Origin of the sequence: Cryobacterium roopkundense (assembly GCF_014200405.1) — a bacterium.
GTDB lineage: Bacteria > Actinomycetota > Actinomycetes > Actinomycetales > Microbacteriaceae > Cryobacterium > Cryobacterium roopkundense.
The window spans coordinates 1,621,657-1,646,019 of record NZ_JACHBQ010000001.1 but is presented as its reverse complement, the minus strand read 5'-3'; the positions used below and the strand labels follow the sequence as shown (position 1 = coordinate 1,646,019).

General features: G+C 61.6%; 15 protein-coding genes and 1 pseudogene. 6 read left to right on the top strand and 10 right to left on the bottom strand.

What is annotated here, in order from left to right:
- Nucleotides 1-283: 283 nt before the first annotated feature.
- The 3 genes and pseudogenes from mobF to BJ997_RS21205 form a co-directional block, all read right to left on the bottom strand.
- On the bottom strand, nucleotides 284-3,832 hold the full coding sequence (mobF, locus tag BJ997_RS07630) for a MobF family relaxase (protein ID WP_052542276.1): 3,549 nt from the start codon (nucleotides 3,830-3,832) through the stop codon (nucleotides 284-286).
- Between the two features lie 557 nt (nucleotides 3,833-4,389).
- Nucleotides 4,390-4,824: pseudogene (locus BJ997_RS07625) on the bottom strand (restriction endonuclease); the annotation flags it as partial.
- A 475-nt stretch (nucleotides 4,825-5,299) separates the two neighbouring features.
- Nucleotides 5,300-5,536, bottom strand: coding sequence for a hypothetical protein (locus BJ997_RS21205; RefSeq protein ID WP_221243939.1), 237 nt, complete (start codon nucleotides 5,534-5,536; stop codon nucleotides 5,300-5,302).
- Between the two features lie 179 nt (nucleotides 5,537-5,715).
- Here BJ997_RS21205 and BJ997_RS07615 point away from each other — a divergent pair, with 179 nt between their 5' ends.
- On the top strand, nucleotides 5,716-7,242 hold the full coding sequence (locus BJ997_RS07615; RefSeq protein WP_221243938.1) for a DDE-type integrase/transposase/recombinase: 1,527 nt from the start codon (nucleotides 5,716-5,718) through the stop codon (nucleotides 7,240-7,242).
- The gene (locus BJ997_RS07610) at nucleotides 7,239-8,051 is read left to right on the top strand and encodes an ExeA family protein (protein ID WP_183323330.1); all 813 of its coding nucleotides are present in this window, start codon (nucleotides 7,239-7,241) and stop codon (nucleotides 8,049-8,051) included. Before BJ997_RS07615 ends, BJ997_RS07610 begins: the two co-directional genes overlap by 4 nt.
- A gap of 75 nt (nucleotides 8,052-8,126) precedes the next feature.
- On the opposite strand, the gene BJ997_RS07605 is transcribed toward BJ997_RS07610, so the two are convergent.
- Nucleotides 8,127-8,651 carry a winged helix-turn-helix domain-containing protein gene (locus BJ997_RS07605; protein ID WP_244962578.1) on the bottom strand — a complete coding sequence of 175 codons (525 nt, stop codon included), beginning with the start codon at nucleotides 8,649-8,651 and terminating at the stop codon, nucleotides 8,127-8,129.
- A 607-nt stretch (nucleotides 8,652-9,258) separates the two neighbouring features.
- Between BJ997_RS07605 and BJ997_RS07600 the strand changes: the two genes are divergently transcribed.
- The 4 genes from BJ997_RS07600 to BJ997_RS07585 all read left to right on the top strand — a co-directional run bounded on the left by BJ997_RS07600 (nucleotide 9,259) and on the right by BJ997_RS07585 (nucleotide 16,677).
- Complete coding sequence (locus tag BJ997_RS07600; protein ID WP_152602303.1) at nucleotides 9,259-10,065, top strand: hypothetical protein; 807 nt, start codon at nucleotides 9,259-9,261, stop codon at nucleotides 10,063-10,065.
- Nucleotides 10,066-10,274: 209 nt separating this feature from the next.
- On the top strand, nucleotides 10,275-12,254 hold the full coding sequence (locus BJ997_RS07595) for a type I restriction-modification system subunit M (RefSeq protein ID WP_035838434.1): 1,980 nt from the start codon (nucleotides 10,275-10,277) through the stop codon (nucleotides 12,252-12,254).
- Nucleotides 12,251-13,600, top strand: coding sequence for a restriction endonuclease subunit S (locus tag BJ997_RS07590; protein ID WP_052542526.1), 1,350 nt, complete (start codon nucleotides 12,251-12,253; stop codon nucleotides 13,598-13,600). The genes BJ997_RS07595 and BJ997_RS07590 overlap by 4 nt, the downstream gene beginning before the upstream one ends.
- Nucleotides 13,600-16,677, top strand: a complete 3,078-nt coding sequence (locus BJ997_RS07585; RefSeq protein WP_035838436.1) for a type I restriction endonuclease subunit R — start codon at nucleotides 13,600-13,602, stop codon at nucleotides 16,675-16,677. Before BJ997_RS07590 ends, BJ997_RS07585 begins: the two co-directional genes overlap by 1 nt.
- A gap of 29 nt (nucleotides 16,678-16,706) precedes the next feature.
- On the opposite strand, the gene BJ997_RS07580 is transcribed toward BJ997_RS07585, so the two are convergent.
- The 6 genes from BJ997_RS07580 to BJ997_RS07555 form a co-directional block, all read right to left on the bottom strand.
- A complete protein-coding gene (locus tag BJ997_RS07580) occupies nucleotides 16,707-20,141 on the bottom strand; it encodes a DEAD/DEAH box helicase (protein WP_052542527.1) in 3,435 nt (1,144 codons plus the stop codon).
- Nucleotides 20,134-20,889, bottom strand: a complete 756-nt coding sequence (locus tag BJ997_RS07575; protein WP_476695898.1) for a Hachiman antiphage defense system protein HamA — start codon at nucleotides 20,887-20,889, stop codon at nucleotides 20,134-20,136. The genes BJ997_RS07580 and BJ997_RS07575 overlap by 8 nt, the downstream gene beginning before the upstream one ends.
- Nucleotides 20,890-21,186: 297 nt before the next feature.
- A complete protein-coding gene (locus BJ997_RS07570; protein ID WP_052542529.1) occupies nucleotides 21,187-22,344 on the bottom strand; it encodes an alpha/beta hydrolase family protein in 1,158 nt (385 codons plus the stop codon).
- On the bottom strand, nucleotides 22,341-23,351 hold the full coding sequence (locus BJ997_RS07565; protein WP_052542530.1) for a DUF6545 domain-containing protein: 1,011 nt from the start codon (nucleotides 23,349-23,351) through the stop codon (nucleotides 22,341-22,343). The genes BJ997_RS07570 and BJ997_RS07565 overlap by 4 nt, the downstream gene beginning before the upstream one ends.
- The gene (locus BJ997_RS07560; protein WP_236629087.1) at nucleotides 23,348-23,794 is read right to left on the bottom strand and encodes a hypothetical protein; all 447 of its coding nucleotides are present in this window, start codon (nucleotides 23,792-23,794) and stop codon (nucleotides 23,348-23,350) included. The genes BJ997_RS07565 and BJ997_RS07560 overlap by 4 nt, the downstream gene beginning before the upstream one ends.
- Nucleotides 23,795-23,819: 25 nt before the next feature.
- Nucleotides 23,820-24,302 carry a hypothetical protein gene (locus tag BJ997_RS07555; protein ID WP_052542531.1) on the bottom strand — a complete coding sequence of 161 codons (483 nt, stop codon included), beginning with the start codon at nucleotides 24,300-24,302 and terminating at the stop codon, nucleotides 23,820-23,822.
- Between the last annotated feature and the right edge of the window lie 61 nt (nucleotides 24,303-24,363).

The window sequence follows — 24,363 nt, the reverse complement described above, 5'->3', positions numbered from 1 at the left end:
GCGCCACTTAGATATGGGCATCTCACTGAAATCGTAAGGGGGATACCTATGCTAGTGCGCAGATAGGGTGTCGCCACCGAGTGAGTAAAACCTTAGGCACGCTAGGCGCGACAACCGCCATACCCCCGTCGACTGGCAGCTTGGCCGTTGCAAGATGGTGCAACGGCGTGATCACCCATGCATGGTCAGAACTGACCGCGATGAAGATTGGCTTCGTGGCGCCGCTCGACGGTCACGTCCCAAGCTGGGGCGGACCTTCTCGACACCGTGCGCTCAACCAGGGTCACCCGCGGGTCAGGTACTCCGCCACCCGGGTCACCGGAGTCAGTGCGGGTGCCGCGTCCGTGCGAGAATCTGCCGCCAAATGCTGAGCAGTCTGGAGCGCGGCATGGGCGCGAGCTGAGTCAAGTTTCTGCGCCGTCGTTTCCGGTGCTGCACCGAGCGGTCGGCCGCCCACGATGCCGTAACGGTCCCGGTACGCCGCGACCGTGCACGCGTGCTGTCGCCACACCGCGGATGTCACCCCTCGCGGAACAACACCGAGCGCGCGAGTCCAAGTCTCCCCCGCGAGCACCGCATCATTCAGGACGGCGCTCGCCCGCGATTCGATCAAGTCGGCACGTTCGCCGAGGGCGGTCTGCATGGACAAATCCATCGGTCCGATCGCCCGTGGGATCAGCCCTGCAACGAGGCGCGGAGCACGACGCGAGCGGCCGGCTCCACTGTCCTGAGAAACAACCGACGCCAATCTGGCTCGCAGCACCGCCGCGATGTCTTGGGCATCCTCGAACCCGCGAACCGCCACCACACGTGAGAGCATGCTTGCGACATCAAAGTTGAGGGCCTCCGCACGCCGGAGCTCCGCGGTGAACGGCCCGAAGGCATCCGATGCGATTACAGCGTCAGCTTGACCGGCCGAGAGGCCACAGTCGCGCACCACCGACACCCACCTGTCGTGCTGCGCGGCCGCTGCAAGTGTCTCGTACTCCGCCGCGAGTTGCGCCACAGATCCCCACGCATCCTGCTCCGCCGCAATCGTCTCGTGCGCGGACAGCTCAGCGCCGACGTGCTGCAGAATGCCGAAGAGGATGCTGCGCGCCGTCACGTCGCCATCGACACCAGGGCGCGGCCCAACGTGGGCAACATCGGGCCGGTCGACGGCGACGTAGGCGGTGTTCGCCTCGCGACCCCGCGTCATCGCGACGTAGAGGTTCTCGCGCGGCATGCTCGGCGCGACGACCACGTGCGCGGTGTCGGTCGTGATTCCCTGCGCCCGGTGCGATGTGACCGCGTAGCCCAGTTCAACGTGGTCGCGCACGTACTCGGCGGGAAGCAGCACCGTGCTCCCCCACCGCCGACCGTGCCGTCGCACTTCGACCGAACCGTTCCGGTGCACGTCGATCACGGCCCACCGGTCACCGTTGCGCACCCATGTCCGCGACGCATAGAGCCGGCGGTCGTTGCGTCGGGTGATGACGGTGTCACCGACAGCGGCGCAGGTTCCGTCGTGCAGGGCGACTTCGCGCAGCGCATCGACCTGGCCCTCGAGGATCAGTTCTGTGCGGGCCCGCACGTTCAGCGCTGCCACCGCCTCGTTCGAGTCGCTGATCAGCACTGTCTCCTTGCCAGCTCGGGTGTCTGCGTGCCAGGCCTCGTAGGCGGCATCCGCCATCGCTTCGGTTGTGCCGTCCCGCAGGCGGTCGTGCACGACGTAGAGGCCGATCACCTCAGAGTTGCCCTGGCGCAGCCCGAGGCATGCCGTCTTCTCCCACTCGTGCACGAAGCGGTGCACGTCGATGAGTTCGGGCGCATCCGCTCGCTCGTGCACCAGCATCGAAAACGCGCCACCCGCTTCCACCGACTGGAGCTGGGCGTAGTCGCCCACAAGCAGAACTTTCGCGCCGGCAGTCGCGGCCAACGCGGTGATCCGATCCAGGGGCAGCGTGCCCGCCAACGATGCCTCGTCGATGATCACGAGCTGACCGGCCCGGAAGGTCGTTCGGTGGTCAAGATGGGTCTGCCACCATTTCGCCAGGTTCTCGGTGGTGATTCCGAGGTCCGTCGCCAGCACGGTCGCGGCGGCGGCGGAGGGTGCGAGCCCGGCGACGGAGCCCGCACCGTGCGCCTTCTCCCAGGCGTGCCGAAGCACGCTCATGGCCGTCGTCTTGCCCGCACCGGCCGGTCCCACGAGAACATCGATGACCCGGCCGGAGCCGACGATCGACAGGAGTGCCGCGAGCTGGTCATCGGCGAGCACTCCCCCGCCGGGCAGCTTCGTGCGCGCGGCCGAACGCAGCGTGGTCGCCGCGACTCGTGGAGCGGTCTGATCGGCGGCACGCTCGAGCAGCCGAGACTCAGCCTCCAGTAACTCGGTCGAGGTGAACACGACAGAGTGCTTCGCCCTGAAGACCGACGTGCCGTCGTCGCGTTGAAAGGTGGCAGGGCTCGAGGCGAGCTCGGGTGGCGTGATGCGCAGGGACGCGCGCTCGGCAGCATCCGTTATGAGCCCAACGACAGCCTCTCGATCCGAAGCGGATGCGAAGCGGTACGGCATCGTTTGGCGCGCTGTCTCGGCCGTGAGGTTCCAGTGCCGCCAGGTTGCACGCTTCTCACCGACGGCCGTCATCACGCTCAATGCCAGCGCCTCGATCGCATCGCGCGGCACGTCCTGTGCGCGCAGCGCGGGCGCAGGCGGGTGAGCGGATGCCGCACTCACCAACGCCGACACGTCGCGCCCGAGCACGAGCCTGGCCCGTTCTCTCCACGCCGCAGTGAGCTCTGCCAACGAGTGCACCTGCTTCACGGGCCGAGTGGAGAGCGTGGCCTGTGCCCGCAACTTGGTGATGGTCACCGGGTTCGGGCGACGCCCGTGGCTCCCGACGTATGCCTCGATCAACCGGTCGGTCTCCACATCGATGTGCCGGGACCGCGACGAGAATTCCACAACGAGCGCTTCCGGAATGACGCTTATCGCCCAGGCAGGGTGTCGATCCCGCCCCCGCTCTCGCTTTTCCCAGTGCACGCCGAGGGATCGCGTGAGCGCGTCGGCGAACAGGGTCTCGTGCAGTTCGGAGAGCGCCACCACGGCATCGTGCATCGGCCGGCCATCGAGGGAGCGCCACTTGCCGTCAAGCACGGTCTGCACCTTGTTGCTGATCACGACGTGCGTGTGCAGATGAGGATCGCCAGCCCGACTGTCGAAGTGATCGAACGCCGTCGCGATCAGGCCGGTCACATCGACCTGCGCGACGGCGCCGCCCTGCGCCGTCGCGCCGATACGCGTTGCCGCCACCTCGCGCTCCATGTATGCAATCACCTCGGCAACCGCAAAGTGGTGAGCCTCGGCGATGCGCGCCTGCTTGGCTGCGTCGGCAACACCCCAGAGCACACTCGCCGACTTCGGAATCGAGAACGTGAAGTCGTAGCCGGCGACGGCGCGCTGCCGGCTTCGGGCTGGCTCCTCCTCGGAGGGTGGTGCGGCAGCGGATGCTCCCTCGCTGGGGTCCGGGCCGGCACCGTCCTCATCTCGGGCCACGGCGGCGCGGTCCGCGGCAGTCCGGTAGACCGGGTACGCCCGCCCCAGCGCCTCACCTGTAACCGGGTCGCGGCCCAATCCGATGAGGAGCTGAAGATGCTCCTCCGTGACCTCGTCGCCTTCGACAATGAAGCCCCCACCGAGCCGCGGAAGGCCACTGCCCATCCATCGGCCGGGCGGCGTGCCCTGCTCGGTGTAGTAGCGGGTCAGCGGCGTCGATGGCAAGCGGTTCCCGTCGGCCACGGCGACCGTGCGCAACAGGTACTTGTACCCGTCGCCGGCGCTCATCACCCGCATCGACACCGTCACCGCGCGCACCTCCGCATTCGTCACGAAGGTGCGCCGCGGCCCACAAGAGATTTCGGTGCACGCCTCTGCGTCACAGGAAACCGCGCGGAACGGGGCGAATGTTTTCCCTGCCAAGACAATTCAGGTCGTTGTGGCCAATGGTCCGCAGTGCCCAAGCGCTGGCAAAGTTGGCAACATTCGGGTCGTGGGAACGTGCGTGGTCTGCCAGACGGGCGTGGCGCAAATCCGTTGGCCGGCGGTGGGTGGATTGAAAACACGAGTCATTATTTAGGGGCTACACGATGCCCACTCAGACCAGAGAGCAGTGGTCAACCCCGGGGTGTTGCACCATTCGAGCAAGGCACTGCCCTCAACGAAGCGCCGCTGATTCTTGGGGTCGTACCCCACTATGCATTCTTGCGGCAGAGGTGGCACGCCACATCATTCCGCTCGCCTGAAGTGAGGCGCAGGCGAATGACGCCGCACAGGCAGAAGCCGCTGTCGCTTCCGAGGTGAATCTTGTGCGAGCCCGGCATGTCTTCACTCACTGGCTTCGAAGACACTGATCATGCAAAAAAGTCCTCATCGATCTCAACGACCCTGTAGGTCTCGCGTACTTGGACTCCAACCCCGTAACGAATCATCAAGCTGGTGAGGCGCTTACCGTCGATCAGAATGACGCGCGTTGGAACACCTTCGGCGTAAACGCGGGCTCCATCTGAAAAGCGGCTGGTCGTGATGAAGACTCCGCTGTCTGCTTTTCCGCTAAGGGCGCCTACGAAGGCCTGAATATCAGGTCGCCCGACGACGTTACTGTCCGCGTATCGCTTCGCTTGAATGTAGACGCGGCTGAGGCCCAGCACGTCTTGGTCGATCACGCCATCGATGCCGCCGTCGTTGCTCAGCTGCGTGACACTGCCGCTACCGGTCGTACCTCCGTAGCCCATGGCAAGCAACAATTGCACAACTGCCTGCTCGAAGAAGCCTGGTTCCTTACCCTGGTGTTGTGCGTCTCGTGGGGTGACGACGTAGGCGTCGGGGTCGGTGACGATGGGTTTAGTGCGCCTGGATTTGGTTTCTGGTTGTCGGCGGCGTCAGGCTGACGATGTCCGGATAGACGAATGGCCCGGCGTGCAATCTTGAAGGATCACGCCGGGCCGTTCTAACGCGTAAGGCCGCGCTGATGCTCACGGTAAGTCATGATTCTGTTGTTGTCGAGTTGGACCTTCGGGTCGGGCGGGTTGCCTGCCCCGATTGTGGTGGCCGTTTGCGCCCGTGGGGGTGGGCTCGGGCGCGTGTGATCCGTGAGGGCCTCGGCACAGATTGGGTGCCGCGGGGCCTTCGCCCGCGTCGGTCTCGGTGCACGGCCTGCCAGGGCACGCATGTGCTCCTGGAGGTGCGGTTGGCCGCGCGGCGAGCAGATACCGCCGAGGTGATTGCGGCGGCGATCGAGGCGAAGACTGCTTTGGGTTGGGGTCATCGGAGGATCGCTGCGGACTGCGGAAGACCGGTTTCGACGGTTCGTGGTTGGTTGCGTGCTTTCGCCGCTTCGGCCGCGGCGATGGGTGAACGGTTCACGGGGTTGTTGGTGCGGGATGCTCCCGATGCGGTGGTCGTCTGGCCAAGGCCTGCTGGGACTGTTTCGGGTGAGGCGTTGTCGGCGTTGATGGCGTATGCACGGGGGCTGGCTCGCCGGTTCGTCGCGACCGTCACGGTGGCGTGGGTTCAGGTGGCGATCGCTCAGACCAACGGGCTGTTTTTTTGCCGGAGCTGGTGGGCGGCGGTCCCCAACACCAACTGGCCCTTATGCCGTCCGTGGTGGGCGGCAACAGTGGCAGGAGCGCCTGCCATATCCCTGTGATGGGTGTGTTCACTGTTTGAGAGGACTCTTCATGCCCGCACTTTCCCCGGCATTGCTCCCCGTTTCGCCGCGGGCTTCCCCAGCGGAGCCAGCCGATGCTTTGCTCGTCCCGCCGCCGCCGGCGGGACCGCCGTCTGCTTCGGCGGTGCGCCGCGGACGGACGGAGAAGATCGCGCTGTTTCGTTACCACCTGATCCGGGACGCCGCCGATGACAGTGTGACGACGCGGCAGCGCGGCCCGATGGTTCGAGCGCTGGCAGGGCTGGTGCATCCGGGTCCATTCGGCGGGACGGTGACGGTCAGCAAGGACACTCTTGATCGGTGGATCAGGCAGTGGCGGCGCGGAGGGTTCGACGCGTTGAGACCCCGAGGCCGGGCGCAGGGCGCGGTGACGCCGGCGCAGATCTTGTCGTTGGCGGCGACGTTGAAGAGGGAGCGGCCCGCCCGCACCTCGGCGCAGGTGCGGCGCATCATGATCGACACGCTCGGTGATGCTCCGTCGGAGTCGACGCTGCTGCGGCACTTCCGCACGCTGGAACTTTCGACCGGGGTGCGGGAGGTTTTCGGCCGGTTTGAAGCGGACTACCCGAATGAAATATGGGTCGGTGACGGGTTGCACGGGCCGCGGATCAATGGGCGGAAGACGTATCTGTTCGCGTTCCTCGACGACCACTCCAGGATGGTGACGGCGGGCCGGTGGGCTTACGCCGAAGACTCCGTCCGCCTCACCGCGGCCCTCCGCCCGGCGTTGGAAGCGCGCGGAATTCCCGGGACGATTTACGTCGATAACGGAAGCGCTTTTGTTGATGAGTCGCTCTCGCGGACCTGCGCGCGCCTCGGAATCCGGTTGACGCATTCGAAGCCGTATCGGCCGCAGGGCCGCGGAAAGATCGAGCGGTTCTTCAACACCGTCAACTCGCAGTTCCTCACCGAGATCACCACCGTCGATACCACGACCGGCGTAGTAGATGCCGGGGTGGGCAGCATGGTCACCACGCTGGAAGAGATGAATGCTCTGTTCACGTCGTGGGTGGAGATGGTCTATCACCAGGCCACGCATTCGACGACAGGGCAAACACCGGTGCAGCGCTGGGATGCCGGCTGGGCGGGACGACGCCCGGTGCGGAAGGAGAAAACCGTCATTGCGGAGGCGTTCCAGTGGTCGGCGATCCGCACGGTGACGAAGTCCGCGACGGTGTCGTTGCAGTCCAACACGTATCAAGTGGATCAGCTCCTCGTCGGCAAACGAGTGGAGCTGGTTTATGACCCCTTCGACCTCGCCGGGCTGATCACCGTCTCGGCCGGGAACGGCGTCCCGGCCGGCATCGCCGTACTGAGTGAAATTCGCCGGCACGTTCACAAGAAGGCCGCGACCGCGGCGGCTGACGAGGCCGACACCGGTGCCCGGAATGCGGCCTCCGGCATTGACTACCTGCGCCTGGTGGAGACCCGGCACAAGGGCACGATGGCTGGGGAACCGATTAGTTTCGTGAAAGCATCCACCCCGGCGGCGAGGAAGGTCGTCTTCGTGCCGACAGTTTCGGAGGCCGCCCGATGAGTATCGACACCCTGCAATCGCACTACGGCTTCACGCGTATGCCCTTCGCCCGCGATATTCCGCCGCAGGCCTTGCACCCGCACCCCTCGCACCGGGAAGCGATCGCCCGCATCGATTGGTGCGTCAGCCAACGCCAGCTCGGCGTGATCAGCGGTGAAGTCGGCGCCGGGAAAACCGTCGCCGTCCGCGCGGCCCTGGCCCAGTTGGAACCCTCCCGGCACCAGATCATCTACATCCCCGACCCGACGATCACGATGCGTGGAATCCACACTCAGATCGTCACGGCGCTTGGCGGGACCCCGGCGTTTTTCTCCGGAGTGCTGTCCTCGCAAACCGCGGCGCTACTCGCCGGGGAACTCGACGAACGAGCCCGCCTGCCCGTCGTCGTCATCGACGAAGCGCACCTGCTCACCAACACCGACCTGGAATCGTTACGCATGTTGACGAACGTGGCAATGGATACCGGGTCGCACTTCGCGATGCTCCTCATCGGCCAACCCACCCTGCGGCGCCGCCTGAAACTTGCCGTGCTCGCGGCATTGGATCAACGCATTTCCACATGCTACACAATCACCGGGATGAATGCCGCCGACACAACCGATTACATCCGGCAACACCTCAAATTCGCTGGCCGGTCAGACCCGCTGTTCTCCGACGACGCCATCCAAGCGATCCACCTCGCCTCGAGGGGGTATCCACGGGCGGTCAACAACCTCGCCGTCGCCGCGCTGATCGCGACCTACGCCGCCGACAAAGCAATCGTCGACCTGGCCGCCGCACAATCGGCGATCACCGAGAACAGCGAATGAGGTCGCGTCACCCCTGACGACCACCACGTCACCATCACGATGAAAGCCCCGCCGAAATCCACCGGCGGGGCCTTTTCACACCCGGCCATCGTCACTCACGATGACGCCGCCATCGTCAAACAACGCGACGGGCGACACCTGGAGTCGTTCGAGCAACTCCACGGCCACTTCCTCATGGATGCGTTCAACCCCGCTCTGGACCTGTTCAGTGGGCGTCATCGTTTCCGTGTCGGACACAGCGATTGGATCGACAGTAATCGTCGATCGCTCACTCTTTTGATAGATACGAATCGGGGATTGCGGATCCTTCCCGAGCATGCGAATGTCGCTCTCTTTCACACCGTTCGGGAACCTCGAGAGGAGCTGCCTGCCAGCGTCGGTTGTGCCGTAGTGCCCACGCTTGGGACGGGTGAGTGCGCCGACGTTCGTCAGGAACGAGACACCCCAGCCGATGCGATTCTCGTACTTGATCTGGTTACCCGACGGCAGCATCTCTTGCCTCTGCTCGTCTGTCAGGGCCGCCTGGTCAGCGACCAGAGGCTGAAACTCACGCCAATGGCGAACGACCCCGTCGCTCAAAACGTGAAGCGTTGGGATCATGAAGCCTTCCCAGTTGGGCATCTGATCGACCACTTGGCACCCCCGTCATTAACAGCTTTAGTTCTATACTTCGAACTCGAGCTTATCGCCAAGCGTTTTTGTGAATTGGCCGGAGTCTTAGTGGCGGCCGATGCGCCACCTCCAATGCCCGCGACGGTCCGGCGCGACACGCCGGCTGCGATACAGAGCTCAGTTTGAGACCAGCACCCTGCCCTCAGAGGGATCGTAGATCAGTAGGTCGAGGCCAAGCGCGACGCCCCTCCATGTGAGCTGCTCAGCGATGTCACGAGCATCGCGGAGCGGCCGCCCGACCCAAAAGTGTTTGATGACAACGAGTCTGTCACAGTCGGCGTGGTCCGTGACGACCGGAACCAACACGAATAGTTGAGAGACGCAACATCCGAGCAGCCCGGCCCGAGAACATCGTGGCCAGCAACGGCATGGCCTGTGACTTCTGCAGCGATAATGCCCACTCCGCCTCGATCTGCAAGAGGCGTGGGACTCCGGACGTGTTGGCTGGATCTGCCGGTCCAAGCGATGAGCGGACGCCTCTGGGGTTTGTCCCCCATGGTCTTGAGGCTAGGGAAAGACCCAGTAGCGTCGCTTTATGGGTTCTACCGCGAACACGCAAGATGCTTCATTTCTTTCGACAGGCGTTGTTTCGCGTGCGCTCGGTCTTGAACCGGTCGCCGTGCGGGCAATGATCGAGAGCGGGACTCTCCCGGAACCACAATGGATCACCTTCGGAAGCCGCGTGGAACGTGTCTACTCTCTCGAGTGGTTGCTGCTCGCCAGTGAGCAACTCAACCAGCGACGACTACCGGGCATGGAGGATACGTTCGACTCGCAGAACATGGTGCACTTGGCCGTCCGATTTGAGCATTCTGATTGGACCCTTGACGAAATATCGCAGAAACTGGTCGCCCTCAACGACCTATGGAAGCTCTGCGCTGCCACTATCAACCCCGACCAAACAGTTGGCCTTCCCGGGTTGACCGTGCGCCGGTTATCGGCCGGTTCCCCACTAGATTTGCTCGCATCGATAAGTCTCAATTGGAACGGCGTGCTCGGAACAGGTGGCCTCGCGGCCATGTTCATTTACCTGGTCAGGAACCCAACCAAGGTCGCGGAAGCAATCCCGCGTGCAGTTACAGCGTGGCGCGAAAACTGGGCCAAGGCCGACGAAGCCAAAGTCCACCAGCTAACCGCGAAGATCGACCGGAAGGATTTCGAGCAGAAGGCCAAGATTTGTCTCAATAAAATTGATTCTGTCCCGTCGGTTACCGCGCTCTCAGGAACGGGAACAAGCCGTTTGGAGTTGCTGGCCATTGAGGATCAGTCCTCGGCAGGCGAGGGGATCCGCACCGGGGAAGGGCTTGAATCTACCGTTACTAAAGATGTGACGGTAATTTAATGACCGCAATGCCCATCGAGCCAGCGTTCAGGGGAAGACCTGTGTCGCTGACCTTGAATTTCGGTTTCATTGCCCTCGACCTCTTTCCCGTAGAGGCTTCGTGTCGGTCCAGGGTGACTGTATAGATATGAGCCGAGCGTCGGTCCTTTTCTTGTCGCACCCTCCCAATAGGCTGAACCTAGGCAATTCGAGGGGAAACACCGCAGCACATGGCTGAAAATAACAACGGGGCATTCATCTGGTCGATCGCGAATCTGCTTCGCGGCACCTACAAGCAGTCCGATTACGGCAAGATCGTGCTGCCATTCACCATCTTGAGCCGCCTCGACGCGGTGCTGGCGCCGACCAAAGACGCCGTGCTTGCCGAATACGCCAAGTACAAAGACGGCAGCATCCCAGTCGAGAAGCTCCTCCCGGCCATCTCTAAGCACGACTTCTACAACACCAGCCTGTACACGGTCGAGAAGCTCAGCGGTGATCCCGCCAACGTGCGTGCGAACCTGCTCAATTACCTTGATGGTTTCTCTGCCAACGTGCGTGACATCTTCGACCGCTACGACTTTCCGGCCCAGATCGCCCGCCTCGACGAGAACGACCTGCTCTACCTGCTCATCCAGAAGTTCGCGGCCGTCGACCTGCACCCTGACCGGGTCAGCAACACCGAGATGGGCCTCATCTTCGAAGAGCTCATCCGACGCTTCGCAGAAGCCTCCAACGAAACCGCCGGAGAACACTTCACCCCGCGCGAAGTCGTACGCCTCATGGTCAGCCTGCTCTTCACCGAGCACGCAGATGAAAACCCCGAGAAGTCCCTCTCCGTTCCCGGCGCCGTGCGCACGGTCTACGACCCCACCGCCGGCACCGGAGGCATGCTCAGTGTCGCCGATGACTACGTGCGCGAACACTTCCCCCAGGCCTCCCTCACCCTCGTGGGCCAGGAACTCAACGCCGAATCCTTCGCCATCGCCAAGGCTGACATGGTCATCAAGGGCCAGGCCATCGAGAACATCATTTGGGGCGACACCCTCACCAACGACGGGCATCTCGGAAAAACGTTCGACTATGGCCTCTCGAATCCGCCTTTCGGTGTCGAGTGGAAGAAACAGCAGTCGTTCGTTCATAACGAATACGACCAGCGCGGTTACGACGGCCGCTTCGGACCCGGCCTGCCCCGCGTCTCCGACGGATCTCTGCTCTTCCTCATGCACCTCGTGAAGAAGATGCGCCCAAAGGCTCAGGGCGGCGGCCGCGTCGGCATCGTCTTGAACGGCAGCCCGCTCTTCACCGGCGGCGCTGGCTCCGGCGAAAGCAACATCCGCAAGTACGTCATCGAGAACGACCTCCTCGACGCCATCATCGCCATGCCCACCGACCTGTTCTACAACACCGGCATCGCCACCTACATCTGGATCCTAGACAACGACAAGCCCACCAGCCGCAAGGGCAAAGTGCAGCTCATCGACGCCACCGACCAGTGGATCAAAATGCGCAAGAGCCTGGGCTCCAAACGCCGTCTCATCAGCCCCGAACAAATCGAACACATCGTCCAGCTCTACGGCAACAACAGAAACGGCGCCGAAACAACGGATGCTGACGCTTCGAAAATCTTCTCCACCGCCGACTTCGGCTACACCACTATCACCGTCGAACGACCCCAACAGTTCAGCTGGGCTGTCACCCCGGAGCGCCTGCAGCTCGCTTTGGCGGCCAAGAATCTCGCCACCCTCGCAGAGCAGATCGAGACCGCGCTCCTGGGTCTCAGCACCGTCTCCGAGAGAACAACCGATGCCGCCGCGTTCACCACTCACATCAAGAAGGCACTCGACTCCGCTGGCGTCACCGTCGCTGCGCCGCAGCTGAAGGCCCTCATCGCCGGGCTAGCCGAGCGAGACGAGACCGCGCCGGTTGTAACGGACACCAAAGGCAAGCCGGTTGCCGACACTAGCCTTCGGGACACAGAGAACGTGCCGCTCACCGAGAACGTCGACACTTACATCCAGCGCGAGATCGCCCCGCATGTTGAGCACTTCTGGGTCGACCGCACCAAGGACAAGGTCGGGTATGAGATCCCCTTCACCCGGCACTTCTACAAATACCTGCCGCCGCGCTCGCTCGATGAGATCGACGCCGACCTCAACAAGTTGGTGCAAGAAATCACCGTTCTGCTTGGGGAAGTTGAACGCTCGTGAATGACGACCATCGCTTGTCAGCGGCGCTAGACCAGAGTGCTACATGGATGGGGCAACTTCCGTCGCACTGGAATCGAGGCCGCCTGAAAGATATTGCGACGAGCCTCGCCAGCACTGTTGATAAGAAGAGCTATGACGGCCAATTGGCGGTCCGACTCTGCAATTACGTGGACGTGTATTACAACGACCGAATCTCAAGCGCCCTCTCTTTCATGGAAGCAACCGCGAGTGCAGAAGAAATAGCGCGCTTTACTGTTCGTGCAGGGGACGTAGCCATCACCAAGGATTCGGAATCAGCCGATGACATCGGCATTGCAGCATTCGCGGATCAAGACTTGCCTGGTGTCATATACGGGTATCATTTAGCCATCCTTCGGACGAACCCAGATTCGGACGGTTTGTTCTTGAAGTGGCTCTTTGATTCAACTTTCGTGAAGAGCGTCTTGGCTACGCGATCGAATGGGCTGACGCGTGTCGGGCTAGGGCAGTCAGCACTCGCTTCACTGCCCCTCCCTATTCCGCCACTCGCCGAGCAAAGGCAAATTGCGGAGTATTTGGGTCGGGAGACCGGGCAGATTGACGCGCTCATCACCAAGCAGGAGCAGTTAGCCGAGACGCTGACCGAGCGCCGTCAAGCCGTGATCACCCAAGCCGTCACCCGTGGCCTCGACCCCGCTTTAGAACTCACCGAATCAGGGATTCCGTGGCTCGGAAAGGTTCCGACGGGGTGGTTACTCTCCCGGATGAAGCACCTCGTAGCTGATCGCGAATCTGGTACCAGCGTGAATGCCATCAATACGCCGGCGGAGTCTGGTGAGGTCGGGGTTTTGAAGACAGGCAGTGCCTCAAGGGGAATCTTCGATGCTTCGAATAACAAAGTTGTTTTGGACGAAGACATAGCCCGCGTCACCTGTCCTGTGCGCAAAAGCAAGATAATCATCAACCGCGCCAATTCCCCCGAACTCGTGGGGTCTGCCGCGCTCGTTAGAGAAGAACACGACAACCTTTTTCTCTCAGACAAGCTTTGGCAACTTGGATTCAGCTCCGAGTCAGTTTTCACCTACTGGTGGTTCCAAACACGAACCTATAAAGATCAGGTAAGTGCTCTTCGTGTGGGTACCAGCAGCAGCATGCAGAACCTCGCTTATGAGGATTTCAAGGAAATTCAGATCTCAGTTCCGGCGCGATCGATTCAGAAGGAAATCGGTATCTTTTTGGACCTGGAGACCTCCAGAATCGACGCGCTCATTGGTAAGGCACGCGAGGTTGTCGAGGTATTGAAGGAGCGCCGTCAGGCACTGATAAGTGCGGCGGTCATGGGGAAGATTGATGTGAGGGGGCTCTAATGGGGCAGCACAACGAGAAACCATTCGAAGAAGAAATCGCTCTCTACCTGGAATCCCAGGGGTGGCTGTATTCTCCCACGGGCACCGGATACGACAAGGAACGAGCGCTGTTCCCGGAGGATGTGTTCGGCTGGTTGGCCGACACCCAGCCCGAGGCGTTGGCCAAGGTCGTGAAGCCGGGTGATGCGGCATCCGTTCAGGAGAAGGCGCGAAACGCGATTCTCGACCGGCTGGCAAAGTCTCTCGATGCCTCGTTCGACAGTGTCGCCGGAGTGCAGGGTGGCACGTTGTCGGTGTTGCGGCGCGGATTCAAGTACACGCCGGCTTCGTTCCGCATGGCGCAGTTTCGCCCGGCTGACGGGTTGAACCCCACGACTACGGCTGACTACGGCAAGATGCGCCTGCGCGTGATGCGGCAGGTGTTCTACTCCACGGCAAACCAGAAGAGCATCGACCTGGTCCTGTTCGTCAACGGGCTGCCGGTGGCGACGCTGGAGTTGAAGACAGACTTCACGCAGAGCGTGCAGGATGCGATCTCGCAGTACCGCACCGACCGTAACCCCAAGGGCGAACCGTTGCTGTCCTTCGGACACCGTGCGCTGGTGCACTTCGCCGTGTCCAACAGTGAAGTGTTCATGACCACACACCTACAGGGGCCGGACACGTTCTTCCTGCCGTTCAACAAGGGCAATGACGGGCGGGCCGGCAACCCGGTCAACCCCGACGGGTCAGAGACCGCGTACCTCTGGGAGCGCGTGCTGCAGAAAGACGCCTGGCTCGGCATCCTCGGGCAGTTCATGCACCTCCAAGTGGAGAAGAGCATCGACCCGGTGACCGGGGAAGTTGAAAAGAAAGAGACTCTGCTGTTTCCGCGCTTTCAGCAGTGGGAATCAGTGACGAAACTCATCGAGGCAGCACGTGAGGAGGGGCCGGGGCACCGGTACCTGATTCAGCATTCGGCGGGCTCGGGAAAAACGAACTCGATCGCGTGGACCGCGCATCAGCTTTCGACGCTCCACCGAGCCGATGGCAGTAAGGTCTTCAACTCGGTGATCGTGGTCACCGACCGCACCGTTTTGGACACGCAGTTGCAGGATGCGATCAAGCAGATCGATTCCAAGACGGGCGTGGTCATCGGCATCGACAGCAAGACCGGCGGGTCGAAGTCGAGCCGATTGGCTGAGGCGCTCACGCAGGGCGCGCAGATCATCGTCGTGACCATCCAGACGTTCCCGTTCGCGATGGCCGAGCTAGCCAAGCTCGAAGGCTCCCTCGCGGGGCGCAGCTTTGCGATCATCGCCGACGAGGCGCACTCCTCTCAGACGGGAACCACGTCGAACAAGGTGAAGTCGGTTCTCAACGCCGACGAACTCGCAGACCTCGCCGACGGTGGTGAGGTCGACATGGAGGCACTCCTCGCTGTTGACATGGAGTCTCGCGCGAATGCGAAGAACATCTCCTATTTCGCGTACACGGCCACGCCCAAGGCCAAGACTCTAGAACTCTTCGGTCGCTCCGTCGACGGGGGCCTGCCGAAGCCGTTCCACCTGTACACAATGCAGCAGGCCATTGAGGAAGGCTTCATCCTCGATGTGCTGCGCAACTACACGCCCTACAAGGTTGCGTTCAAGCTCGCTCACAGCGGTCAGGAGTATCACTCCGATGGGCCGTTGGTGGAGAAGACCCAAGCGGTGAAGGAGCTCATGCAGTGGGTTCGCCTGCATGACTTCAACATCACCCAAAAGGTTGCGCTCATCATCGAGCACTACCGTGAAAACGTGGCCTGGCGCCTGAACGGCAAGGCCAAGGCGATGGTTGTCACGGGGTCGCGCCGCGAAGTCGTGCGCTACAAACTCGCCTTCGACGCCTACCTCAAACGCACCGGACACACGGACGTTCGCGCTCTCGTGGCGTTCTCCGGCGAGGTGCTCGACGAGGACCTCAGCCCGGACAAGTTCACGGAGGCGAGTATGAACACCGGTCTCAAGGGCCGCTCCCTTCCGGAAGCGTTCAAGACCGACAGCTTCCAGGTGATGCTGGTGGCCAATAAGTACCAGACCGGGTTTGATCAGCCGCTGCTCGTGGCCATGTACGTCGACAAGAAACTCTCCGGTGTCACGGCAGTGCAGACCCTGTCTCGGCTGAACCGGATGGCTAAGGGCAAAGACACCACGTATGTGCTCGACTTCGTGAACGATCCCGAGGTCATTCGGGAGTCGTTCGAACCGTATTTCAAGGACGCCCGCCTGTCTGCAGTGTCGGACCCGAACATCGTGCACGACATCAAGAGCAAGCTCGACGCCCTGCACCTCTACGAGGAGCACGAAGTGGATGCTGCGGCATCCGTCGAGGTCTTCAAGAAGGGTAACAACGCTCTCGCCGCCGCTATCGCACCGGGCAAGGACAGGTTCAACAAGCGTTATGACGCGGCGACGGAGGCCGGTGACCTTGAAGAGGTCGACCGATTGGAGCTGTTCCGCAGCGACCTAACCTCGTTCATCAATGCATACGACTTTCTGTCGCAGATCATCAACTTTGAAGACGTGGCGATCGAGAAGCACTCGATCTACTACCGGACGCTGGCTCGCGTGATCAGCGAGAAGACACGGCGCAGCGCGATCGACCTCACCGGTGTGTCGATGATCGGGTACGGAATTAAGAAGCACGACCAGCAGAACATCAGTCTGACCGGAGATGAGGAATTGGACCCGCTCAAAGCCCCCGGCTCCAAGACCCCTGTGGACCCGGTTCTTGCGCGCCTGCTCGAGGCCGTGAACCAGCTGAACCAGCTCTTCGACGGGGACGGCCTCACGGCTGCCGACATGATGGGCTTTTATACCTATGTGAAGGGCAAAGTCGCCGAGAATGAGAAGGTGACCACCCAGATCAAGGTCAACAGCGAGCAGCAGTTCCTCGCGAGCCCTGACCTGGGCAGCACGGTGACAAACGCAATCGTGTCGTCGGGGACCAACTTCACGGCGATGGTCGCCGAGGCGCTCACCAGCGACGACAAGCTCGCCAAGATCATCGACATCATCGGCCGTGCACTCTACCGAGACGAGCGCAACGCCGCTTAGCCGATTTCAGGCCGCAGCCAACGACAGGATCAGAAGAACTCAGTCGAGGGAGCATCATCGGGGCCGATTTGAACGACTCGCATGGTCGTGGGACCGGTTGCGTATGCCTGAAGGCGGCCTGGCGCCACTTTGATCGATTCTCTGAGATGCCCGAGAAGAGTGAAGTCGGCCGATCTAACATCGAGTGAATTGTGGCGCACGATGAGGGGCCAACCAATTGTTGGAGACTCTTCGAACCAATCAACTTCCAAGTCATACTCCCGCCGAGACCAAGCCGACGAGACTTCGAAACTGCTGCGCTCAACGAATGACAACCAAATGTCATGCAACTTGGAGGTAGGACTGGTCGGTTCTTCTGAGTAAAGTGCGACGGATTCGGACTTCAGCCACAGAGTCATTTGTTGAACCGAACTGAATGTGGGTGCGAAATCGGCCACGACAATTCGAGCAACCTCTCGCGATGCTAGGCCCGCTTGAAGCATTGTTTGAGCTGAAGTATTCAGCGTTCCCGCTTGAACGGCGGCAACGACGTTGCCGGGAACTAGGAGACTGAAAGCTTCGGAATCGGATTCGAGGTCGGGTTTATCGAAGAGTGGTGACATGACTCGCACCGCTTCGAGTGCCCAGACCAAGCGATACCCAACGGCACCTTCCACGAAGTCCATGGCCTCAAGCGGATCCTCGTCCTCGGCTACCGTGAGAGCCTCCCCTCTAATCCATTGGGTGAGCATCTCCCGCCAGCGGGTGGGAAGAGCTTTCGGTACAAACGGCTGGCATTGGAACGCCGTAGCGGCGAACGCTGTGATTGCCAGTGGGGCGAGGTCCTCATTGCCCTCGGCAACAGCAACTTCGGCCGCTTCCAATGCCAACGCGAGCTTCGGAAGCACAGCACGAAATTCTTCGCTCGATGAGAGACCGATTCCGGCGAGATATAGCGCACGACGCTGGTTCGCTGACGTGCTTTCCCAAATGTACGTAGCGCGTTTGCGCAGCAGCAGCGTCCGCAGGTCCTGATCGCCTTGGGTCAATCGGCTCAGCGTTCGACTCCACAGTGAACTCTGGAGCACTTCGTCAAGCGTCGCTAGGAGGGCGGCCTCGGGCACTCCCTCATCGCCGAGCAAACTCAGAATTGCTATATCGAGGGCATCCAACTGCTGGACAATGTCCACCGACGACTCGCCTCCTTTCGCCCAGCTGAACGGGTCTGGCTGATTAACTAGATATTCAGTTTGCTCGGCCAAACTGACGGCACCGGTCCGCATCTGGAGGGCGCTCAATAGCTCGGCGACGAGCCGAACCAGACCACTCCGTACATCCATTTCGCGGGATCCACTCTTCAGATCGGCCCACAGGGCGAGTTGCCTGCGCTGCTTCCGCTTGTCTTCAACAAATACGGGCAGGATTACGAGCCCTTCGACATCCGCATAAGCGCGCCCGGCTCGGCCAACAACGTTTCTGAAATCAGAGCCGCTCATCGCAGAGAGGCTATGAAAGACCAAAGACGTCGCTGAGAGGTTGACACCCTGGGCAAGAGTCGGTGACGAGATAGTCATCCGAATGGCCCCCTCCCTGAGCAGTTCTTCGATTTGGCTCCTGAAAGCGGCCGGCAAGCTGCCGTGATGTACGGCGACTCCTCGACGTAGGCATTGGACGACGGGATGCTGGGCCCCAAACAGCTCTTCGCCGGCCGTCACCGCGTTACGGTATTTGTCGGTCAATTGCGGCGAAAAGTCAGTCAGGAGTCCCAAGCCGATCAGCTCCACGACCTTCTTCGCAAGCGAAACTACCCAGTTCTTCTGCGGGGAATAGATGAGAACCGAGTGCCCCTCGTCGGCCATCGCCCAGGCAACGCTGAGAGTAAGGTCTCCCTGATCCTGAGGAAACGTCCGGCTCCTTCTTACCGTGATGGGTGCCCGTTTGAGCTTTACAAGGGCTGGGACGAACGCCGTCTCGCCGCCGAGTTCGAGCTCGAGCCGCCCCACCGTGCCGTTCCACGTAACGGAACCGAATCGGCGACGAGTTGGGGTCCACTCATTCGTAACGAGGCCGCGCTCGGCGTCACCTGACATCCAGCCGCAAAAATCAATGAGCGCCTCACCAGACGGCAAAACGGCTGAGAGACAGACTATTCGCCGCGTCTTGGCGTCGGATCGATGCAGAAGTCGCTGGACTTGCGCTTCATAGCGAATCTCGCGCTCACCCGTCCCGATCATGTGCCCCTCATCGAGAACGATAAGGCCGACGTTGTCCAGGAGATTCGGATCACTCCGAATCGCAAAGTCGAGTTTTTCTGGCGTAGCGACAAGGATCTCGACGCTCATTGCGAGGTCCTCGTCAACAGACGTCATGCCGATGCCGCCGTACAGGCTGGAGACGCTGACCCCGAGCGGTGCAAAGGTCTTCGAGAGAGACCTTTCTGTCTGAGCTGAAAGAGCCTTGAGAGGGGTAACGAAGGCCACACGCCGTCCCTCGGCTAGGGCCTTTAGGATGCACAACTCTGCGATGCGCGTCTTACCTGCACTCGTCGGCAAGGACACAACGAGGCTGTCATCCGAGCCGAATACTTGCTCAGCAGCTTCGAGTTGGGAAGGCCAGAGTTCAATCTCGGCGCGCTCACGGTTGAGCAGGCTGGTGATAAACAGCAAGCGCAGGTGGTCCCATCGCCACGGCGCGGTCGTGTGATCGTCTGCGAGGGGAATCCGAAGGTGAAGGCTTGCTCTCCACAGGCCGTCCAATACGAATCGTGCCAACCGATGGATCCACCATTGCTCGACGTATCCTCCCGCTCCCGCGAGGGCGGCGCTCTCCTCGAGCATTTTCAATGATTCTTGAAGAAGGCCCTGTGAGCCGTGCTCCAAAGCCGTGAGAGCTGTAGACATGGCCTGGAGGAATAGGTCATCAAGAACTTCGTAGGCCATTTCGTGGAGCTCGGCATCCGTCGACGGTAGCGGCGGCTCGACGTCGACGTCCATTCGGGGCAGGGTCTGGGACACGAGGTGTTCCAAATGATCTAGGCGCCGAAGCATCAGGAATACGAGCGCCTGACCAGAGGCGGGATGAGCCTCTCCAAAATTTTGCTGATCCAAAAGGGAATAGGCCCGAGCCGCGAAGCCCCCCACGTGGTAAGCGGCGGCGGCCACCAGAACGTTTAGATCACGCTCGGGTAATTGACCGTCACCATTTCGTAAGACGGATTCCAATGACTCCGCAGCCCGCTCGAGAGCGAGCGATGTCGTCGGTGACGCGCCCTCAAGATCGATCAGGCGCAGACCCTCGCCGAGTAGACCGTAGCCGTAGGTGAGCAGATCGTAGGAAAGGTGATCTGAGAAGTTGGGCCCACCCTTGGGTACGAGTCCATCTCTCCAAACCAGAGATCGGGCCTGACCTCGAGCCAAGAGGCTGCCTCGGAATGCAGGGGCGGTCCGTTTGCGAATCTGCTCGTCGATCTCTGTGGCATCAGCCATGGACGACTCCGTCGAATACGGTTTGAATCAACTTCTGGTGCGAAACAGCACGCACGACTACCCCGACCTGGGCAATTCTGCCACCCTGCGCTCCAATGTCATTGTTTACAAGCGAGGATGCATCCGTTCCCGAAAAGATAAACAGGAGGTGCTCGACATTGTCCGCTGTTATGCCCTCCTCCGTCATAACATCATCAACACGGTCAGAAAGCTCGACCTCTCCGCTCTCCTCAAGCCGGTCAACAAGAAATGCGACGGAGACGGGATTCGGCATGCCGTTGTACTGGTCCAGAGCTTGTCGCGCTTTTGAGATAACGGAGGCGCCCGGCCTCTGACCGCTCTTTGCCTCGCCTTTAAGGAATTCCAACTCGTTCTTAATGTTGACCCGCACCCCGAGCAGGTCGTCTCCGCGCATAGGCAGCTTCGCGTTATCCTTCCAGCGCAGACGGAAAACAGCCATGTAGTTGAGTTCCTCTTTCAGGTAGTTCGTTCCAAGGATCTCGCCGAAGTCACCTGATCTCGTGCGACTCGTCGTCGGCGTCCGATTAGCCAGAGCAATTTCAGCCCGCCGCCCGCCTCTCCTCAAGGCCCTTTCAAGTCGTTCAGGCTTGATGTAGTGCTGAGTGAATGACGGAATCAACACCGCTACCGCGTCATCGAATTTGCTCTCATCCATCTCCAAGATCGACAAGCGGTGGGTCCCGACTACGCGATCATCGCGCGTGGTCCACAAAGAGAACTGAGTCATGCAACCCCCAAAATCGCCCCCGGAGAACGGCGCCTCTCCACTATGGCAGTACCTGCCCGTTCTATGTTCTGGTAAGAGCTCGAACACCCCGGCCGCCAGCGGCGAAAAGACGGCCCCACCACCAGCACCCTCGCCCGAGTCCCGCCCACTCCACAAGCCATCGACTTGGACCCTCGGGAATCCGGTGGACCCGTTCGCACGTCTCTCCCGGCGGCGCTTGACCAGCATTCTGCTGAGGGTGACGAGACCCACCGCACGGGCGCTTCAGGCACGAATTCGGTCACTGGCATTTGGGTCTCATCGATCCCCAGGTGCTAGCTGCGCTACCAACCAAGACGAGACGGCTGCCCGCCAACGCGTGCGGTCTGCGTTCCAGCTCATTGTGTGGTCGGCCTTGAATTTCTCAAGGTCGACGACGCCGGGGCTTAGAATGCCGAGGCGAGTCGAGAGGCCAAACGGCGACGACGTGTCGAAGGCACCGTGGAGGACGAGAGTTGGGACTGTCAACTCCCCGGCGCGCGTAATCCAGTCGAAACTGGGCAGATCCACGGGGTTAGTGAGGCGAGTCATTCTAGCCAGGAGTCGGACCTTGAGCCACGGCATGGCGAGCACGCCAGTCCATGCAGGCAGGCCTGTGCGCGTACAGTTTGCCATGATTGTCGCGACCCAGTCGAGGATGGGTGAATCGAGTACGAGGCCAATGATGATGCCGCGCAACTGGGCATCTGCGGCGAGCTGCAGCGCGATGGCGGCGCCCATCGACCAGCCGAAGAGAATGACGTTGGAGGCGCCGTTTTCTTGGGCGAAGGCAACGGCCGCGCGCACGTCATTGACCTCGGCGGCACCGAGTTCGGATCGTCCGGCGCCGACTCTGGGGCCTTCGCCGTCGTTCCGATACGTTACAACGAGTGACGTCAGACCAGATTCTGAGGCCACCTGAACACCGCGCAGCGTGCCAGCGCGGGTGCTTCCGAGGCCGTGGATGTGGATGGCCCATGTGGTGGACGGTTCGCCAGGAGGGGCGATGAGCCATGCGGGCGCAGGGCCGACATCGGTGGGCACGATGACATCGGTTGACTCAAGCGCAGCATCCGCTGGGGTAGCGAAGTAGATGCCGCTCCAGGATGCGCGTTGACCCGCTGATAAGTCTCGCCGCGGCTCCCCCACGCCCTTCCGGCCGATGAGGCGAGGCCCGCGGTTCTGGACTTCGCGCGACAGCTGAACCAAGTCGCCGTTCTCGAGGATGAGGCAGTAGTCACCGGCTGCTGCGGTGCGCGGGGTCCGATCGAGGATGACGACGGGTCGCTCCCCCGAGTCGTCCACGCCTCGAATCGTGAGGTCGTATGTTCGCGGACCGACCGGGGCCGTGAGGCTCCTTGCGATCACCAGGCCGAGTCCTCCGAGCGCCAGGCCAGCAGCAACCACGGCTCCAGCGACCGCCGACACAACTCTCACTGCTGCGGTCCGGTTGCCGAACGATACGCGACTGTCGCTGTGTCCTTCGGCCCGGCCCCGAGAAGGTGCCGCTCGGCGCACTCAACGAGGTCCCTGGTCTCAGGGCTGACGTCGAAGGCGACCCGGGTGTCGATCAGCGCGTCGCGAATCTCGACGACCTGGCGATGAAGGAGCGTCTCTGGATCATCCGTATCGAACACAATCTGCTCGTTCTGGCTGATGCCTGGCCGGGCCCTTTTCGCGTCAGTCCAGATCGGGTTGAGTCCATCAATGAGCATCCGGGTCTTCCGCTCGCGAGATCGCGCCTGCGCGGTGCGGGCAGCGGGCTGCCCGGCGAACCCGAGCACGAGGAGCAGGAACGTCAGCAGGTGCAGCGGTTCGTAGGCGACAGCGGCGGCCGCCATGAGGTCCAGATTTCCCATCACATGGGCGACATCCATGGTGACGACGACAACGCTCAACATGACGCCGAAGATGCTTCCGAGGAGCAACGATGCCGGCGGCAGACGCTGGGCGCCGATACTAGTCCGGAGCTGCCGCGCAGCGAGTACGGCCATCGCGGAGAGGACGAGCCCGTAGTAGGCGAACTGGATGATCGAATAAGTGGCCGCGACAGGTTGGTCGCCAATGTCAAGCATGAAGCTGGTGGTGGTCTCGCCACGGTCAATGAAAGAGAAGGCAACGACCACACCGACCAGTGCCCCCACGAGCGCCGACCGTCCCAGCGCAATCTGGACCGCCCGCGGTTGATGGTCGGAAGCCTTCAGAACACCACGGCCGAGGAAGAACACACCGACCATCAACGCGGCATCCGCGAGAAGGGTGACTACGTTGGTGCCCCCGGCGAGGCTATCGAGCGCCTGATACGGCGCGTCGGCATTCAACGTCATCGCGATCGCGATTGTGAGGGCGGCATACGTGATGTTGCGCTCGGCTCTACCTCGTCGCAAGATCAGCAGGCTCGCGACGAGGAGCCACATGAGCACGGAGACGATGCCGGTAATCATCCGAATATCTCCAGGTACCGCGAGGAATGCATGGTCGAACCCCTGATCGCGGCGGCCAGGTTGTCGGCGAGGGTCTCCGCGAGGATTTCTTCGGGGGTGTCCAGGTCTTGGCGTCTGAGGAGCCGCCGCCTTGTCTGCGGTGGGATATCAGGCAGAAGGAAGTCGGGTTCTTCGGGGTCGTCTTCGAAATCGTGGCCGAGCATCATGTGCGCGAGTTCGTGCAGCACGAACTGCTGTCGATGTAGCGCGGAGTCACTGTGCGCGTGAAGGATGAGATCCTCGTTCTCCTTCATGAGCCAGACGGCGCACAGTCCGTCGTGATCGCCGAGATCTGCGAGTTCGACTATCCGCAATCCACGTTGGCGACTTCGCTGCACTGCTCTGACGAGCTGGTCGAAGGTGAAGGTCTCGCCCAACGCGAGTCGATCGACTGCCCTTGCCACGGTCACTCCGTTGTTCACTGCCGCGTCACATCCCTCCGGACCTCTGTGTATCTCCACCTGTGTCAGAGTCGTCAGGCCGTCCGGGCAGGTCCTTCGAAACCTCTGCATCCAGGAATCTGCTGATCGCCTGCAGCGCGTTCGGGGAAATATCTCCGAGCGTGCGGGCGGCGTAGGTCTTCACGCGCGCGGCACGCATTGCCCGCACCAAATCGAGTTGTGTGGTCACCTTGGCGGGGGTCTCGGCGTCCGCGGATCCAGCGAGGAACGCCGGTTCAACGTCGAAGAACGCGGCGAGGCCGTTGAAGACCGCCGGGTCTTGCACGTAGCGGTGGCCGTTCACCATGTAGGTCCACCGCGACCGCGAGAGGTTCGTGCCGCGCTCCTCTAGGAACGCCGCGATCTGCGTGAAGGTCGGCTCGCTGCCCGTTTCGGCCTCGGCGACGTCGAGCAGCAGGCGGAGGCGCTTCGCGAGATTCTCCGCGGCTGTTGTGCTTTCGACTTCGGTCATATCGGGAACCTTCAACTCCTCAAGCAATGAACGCATGCGGGACTTTGAGAGTGCCCAATGT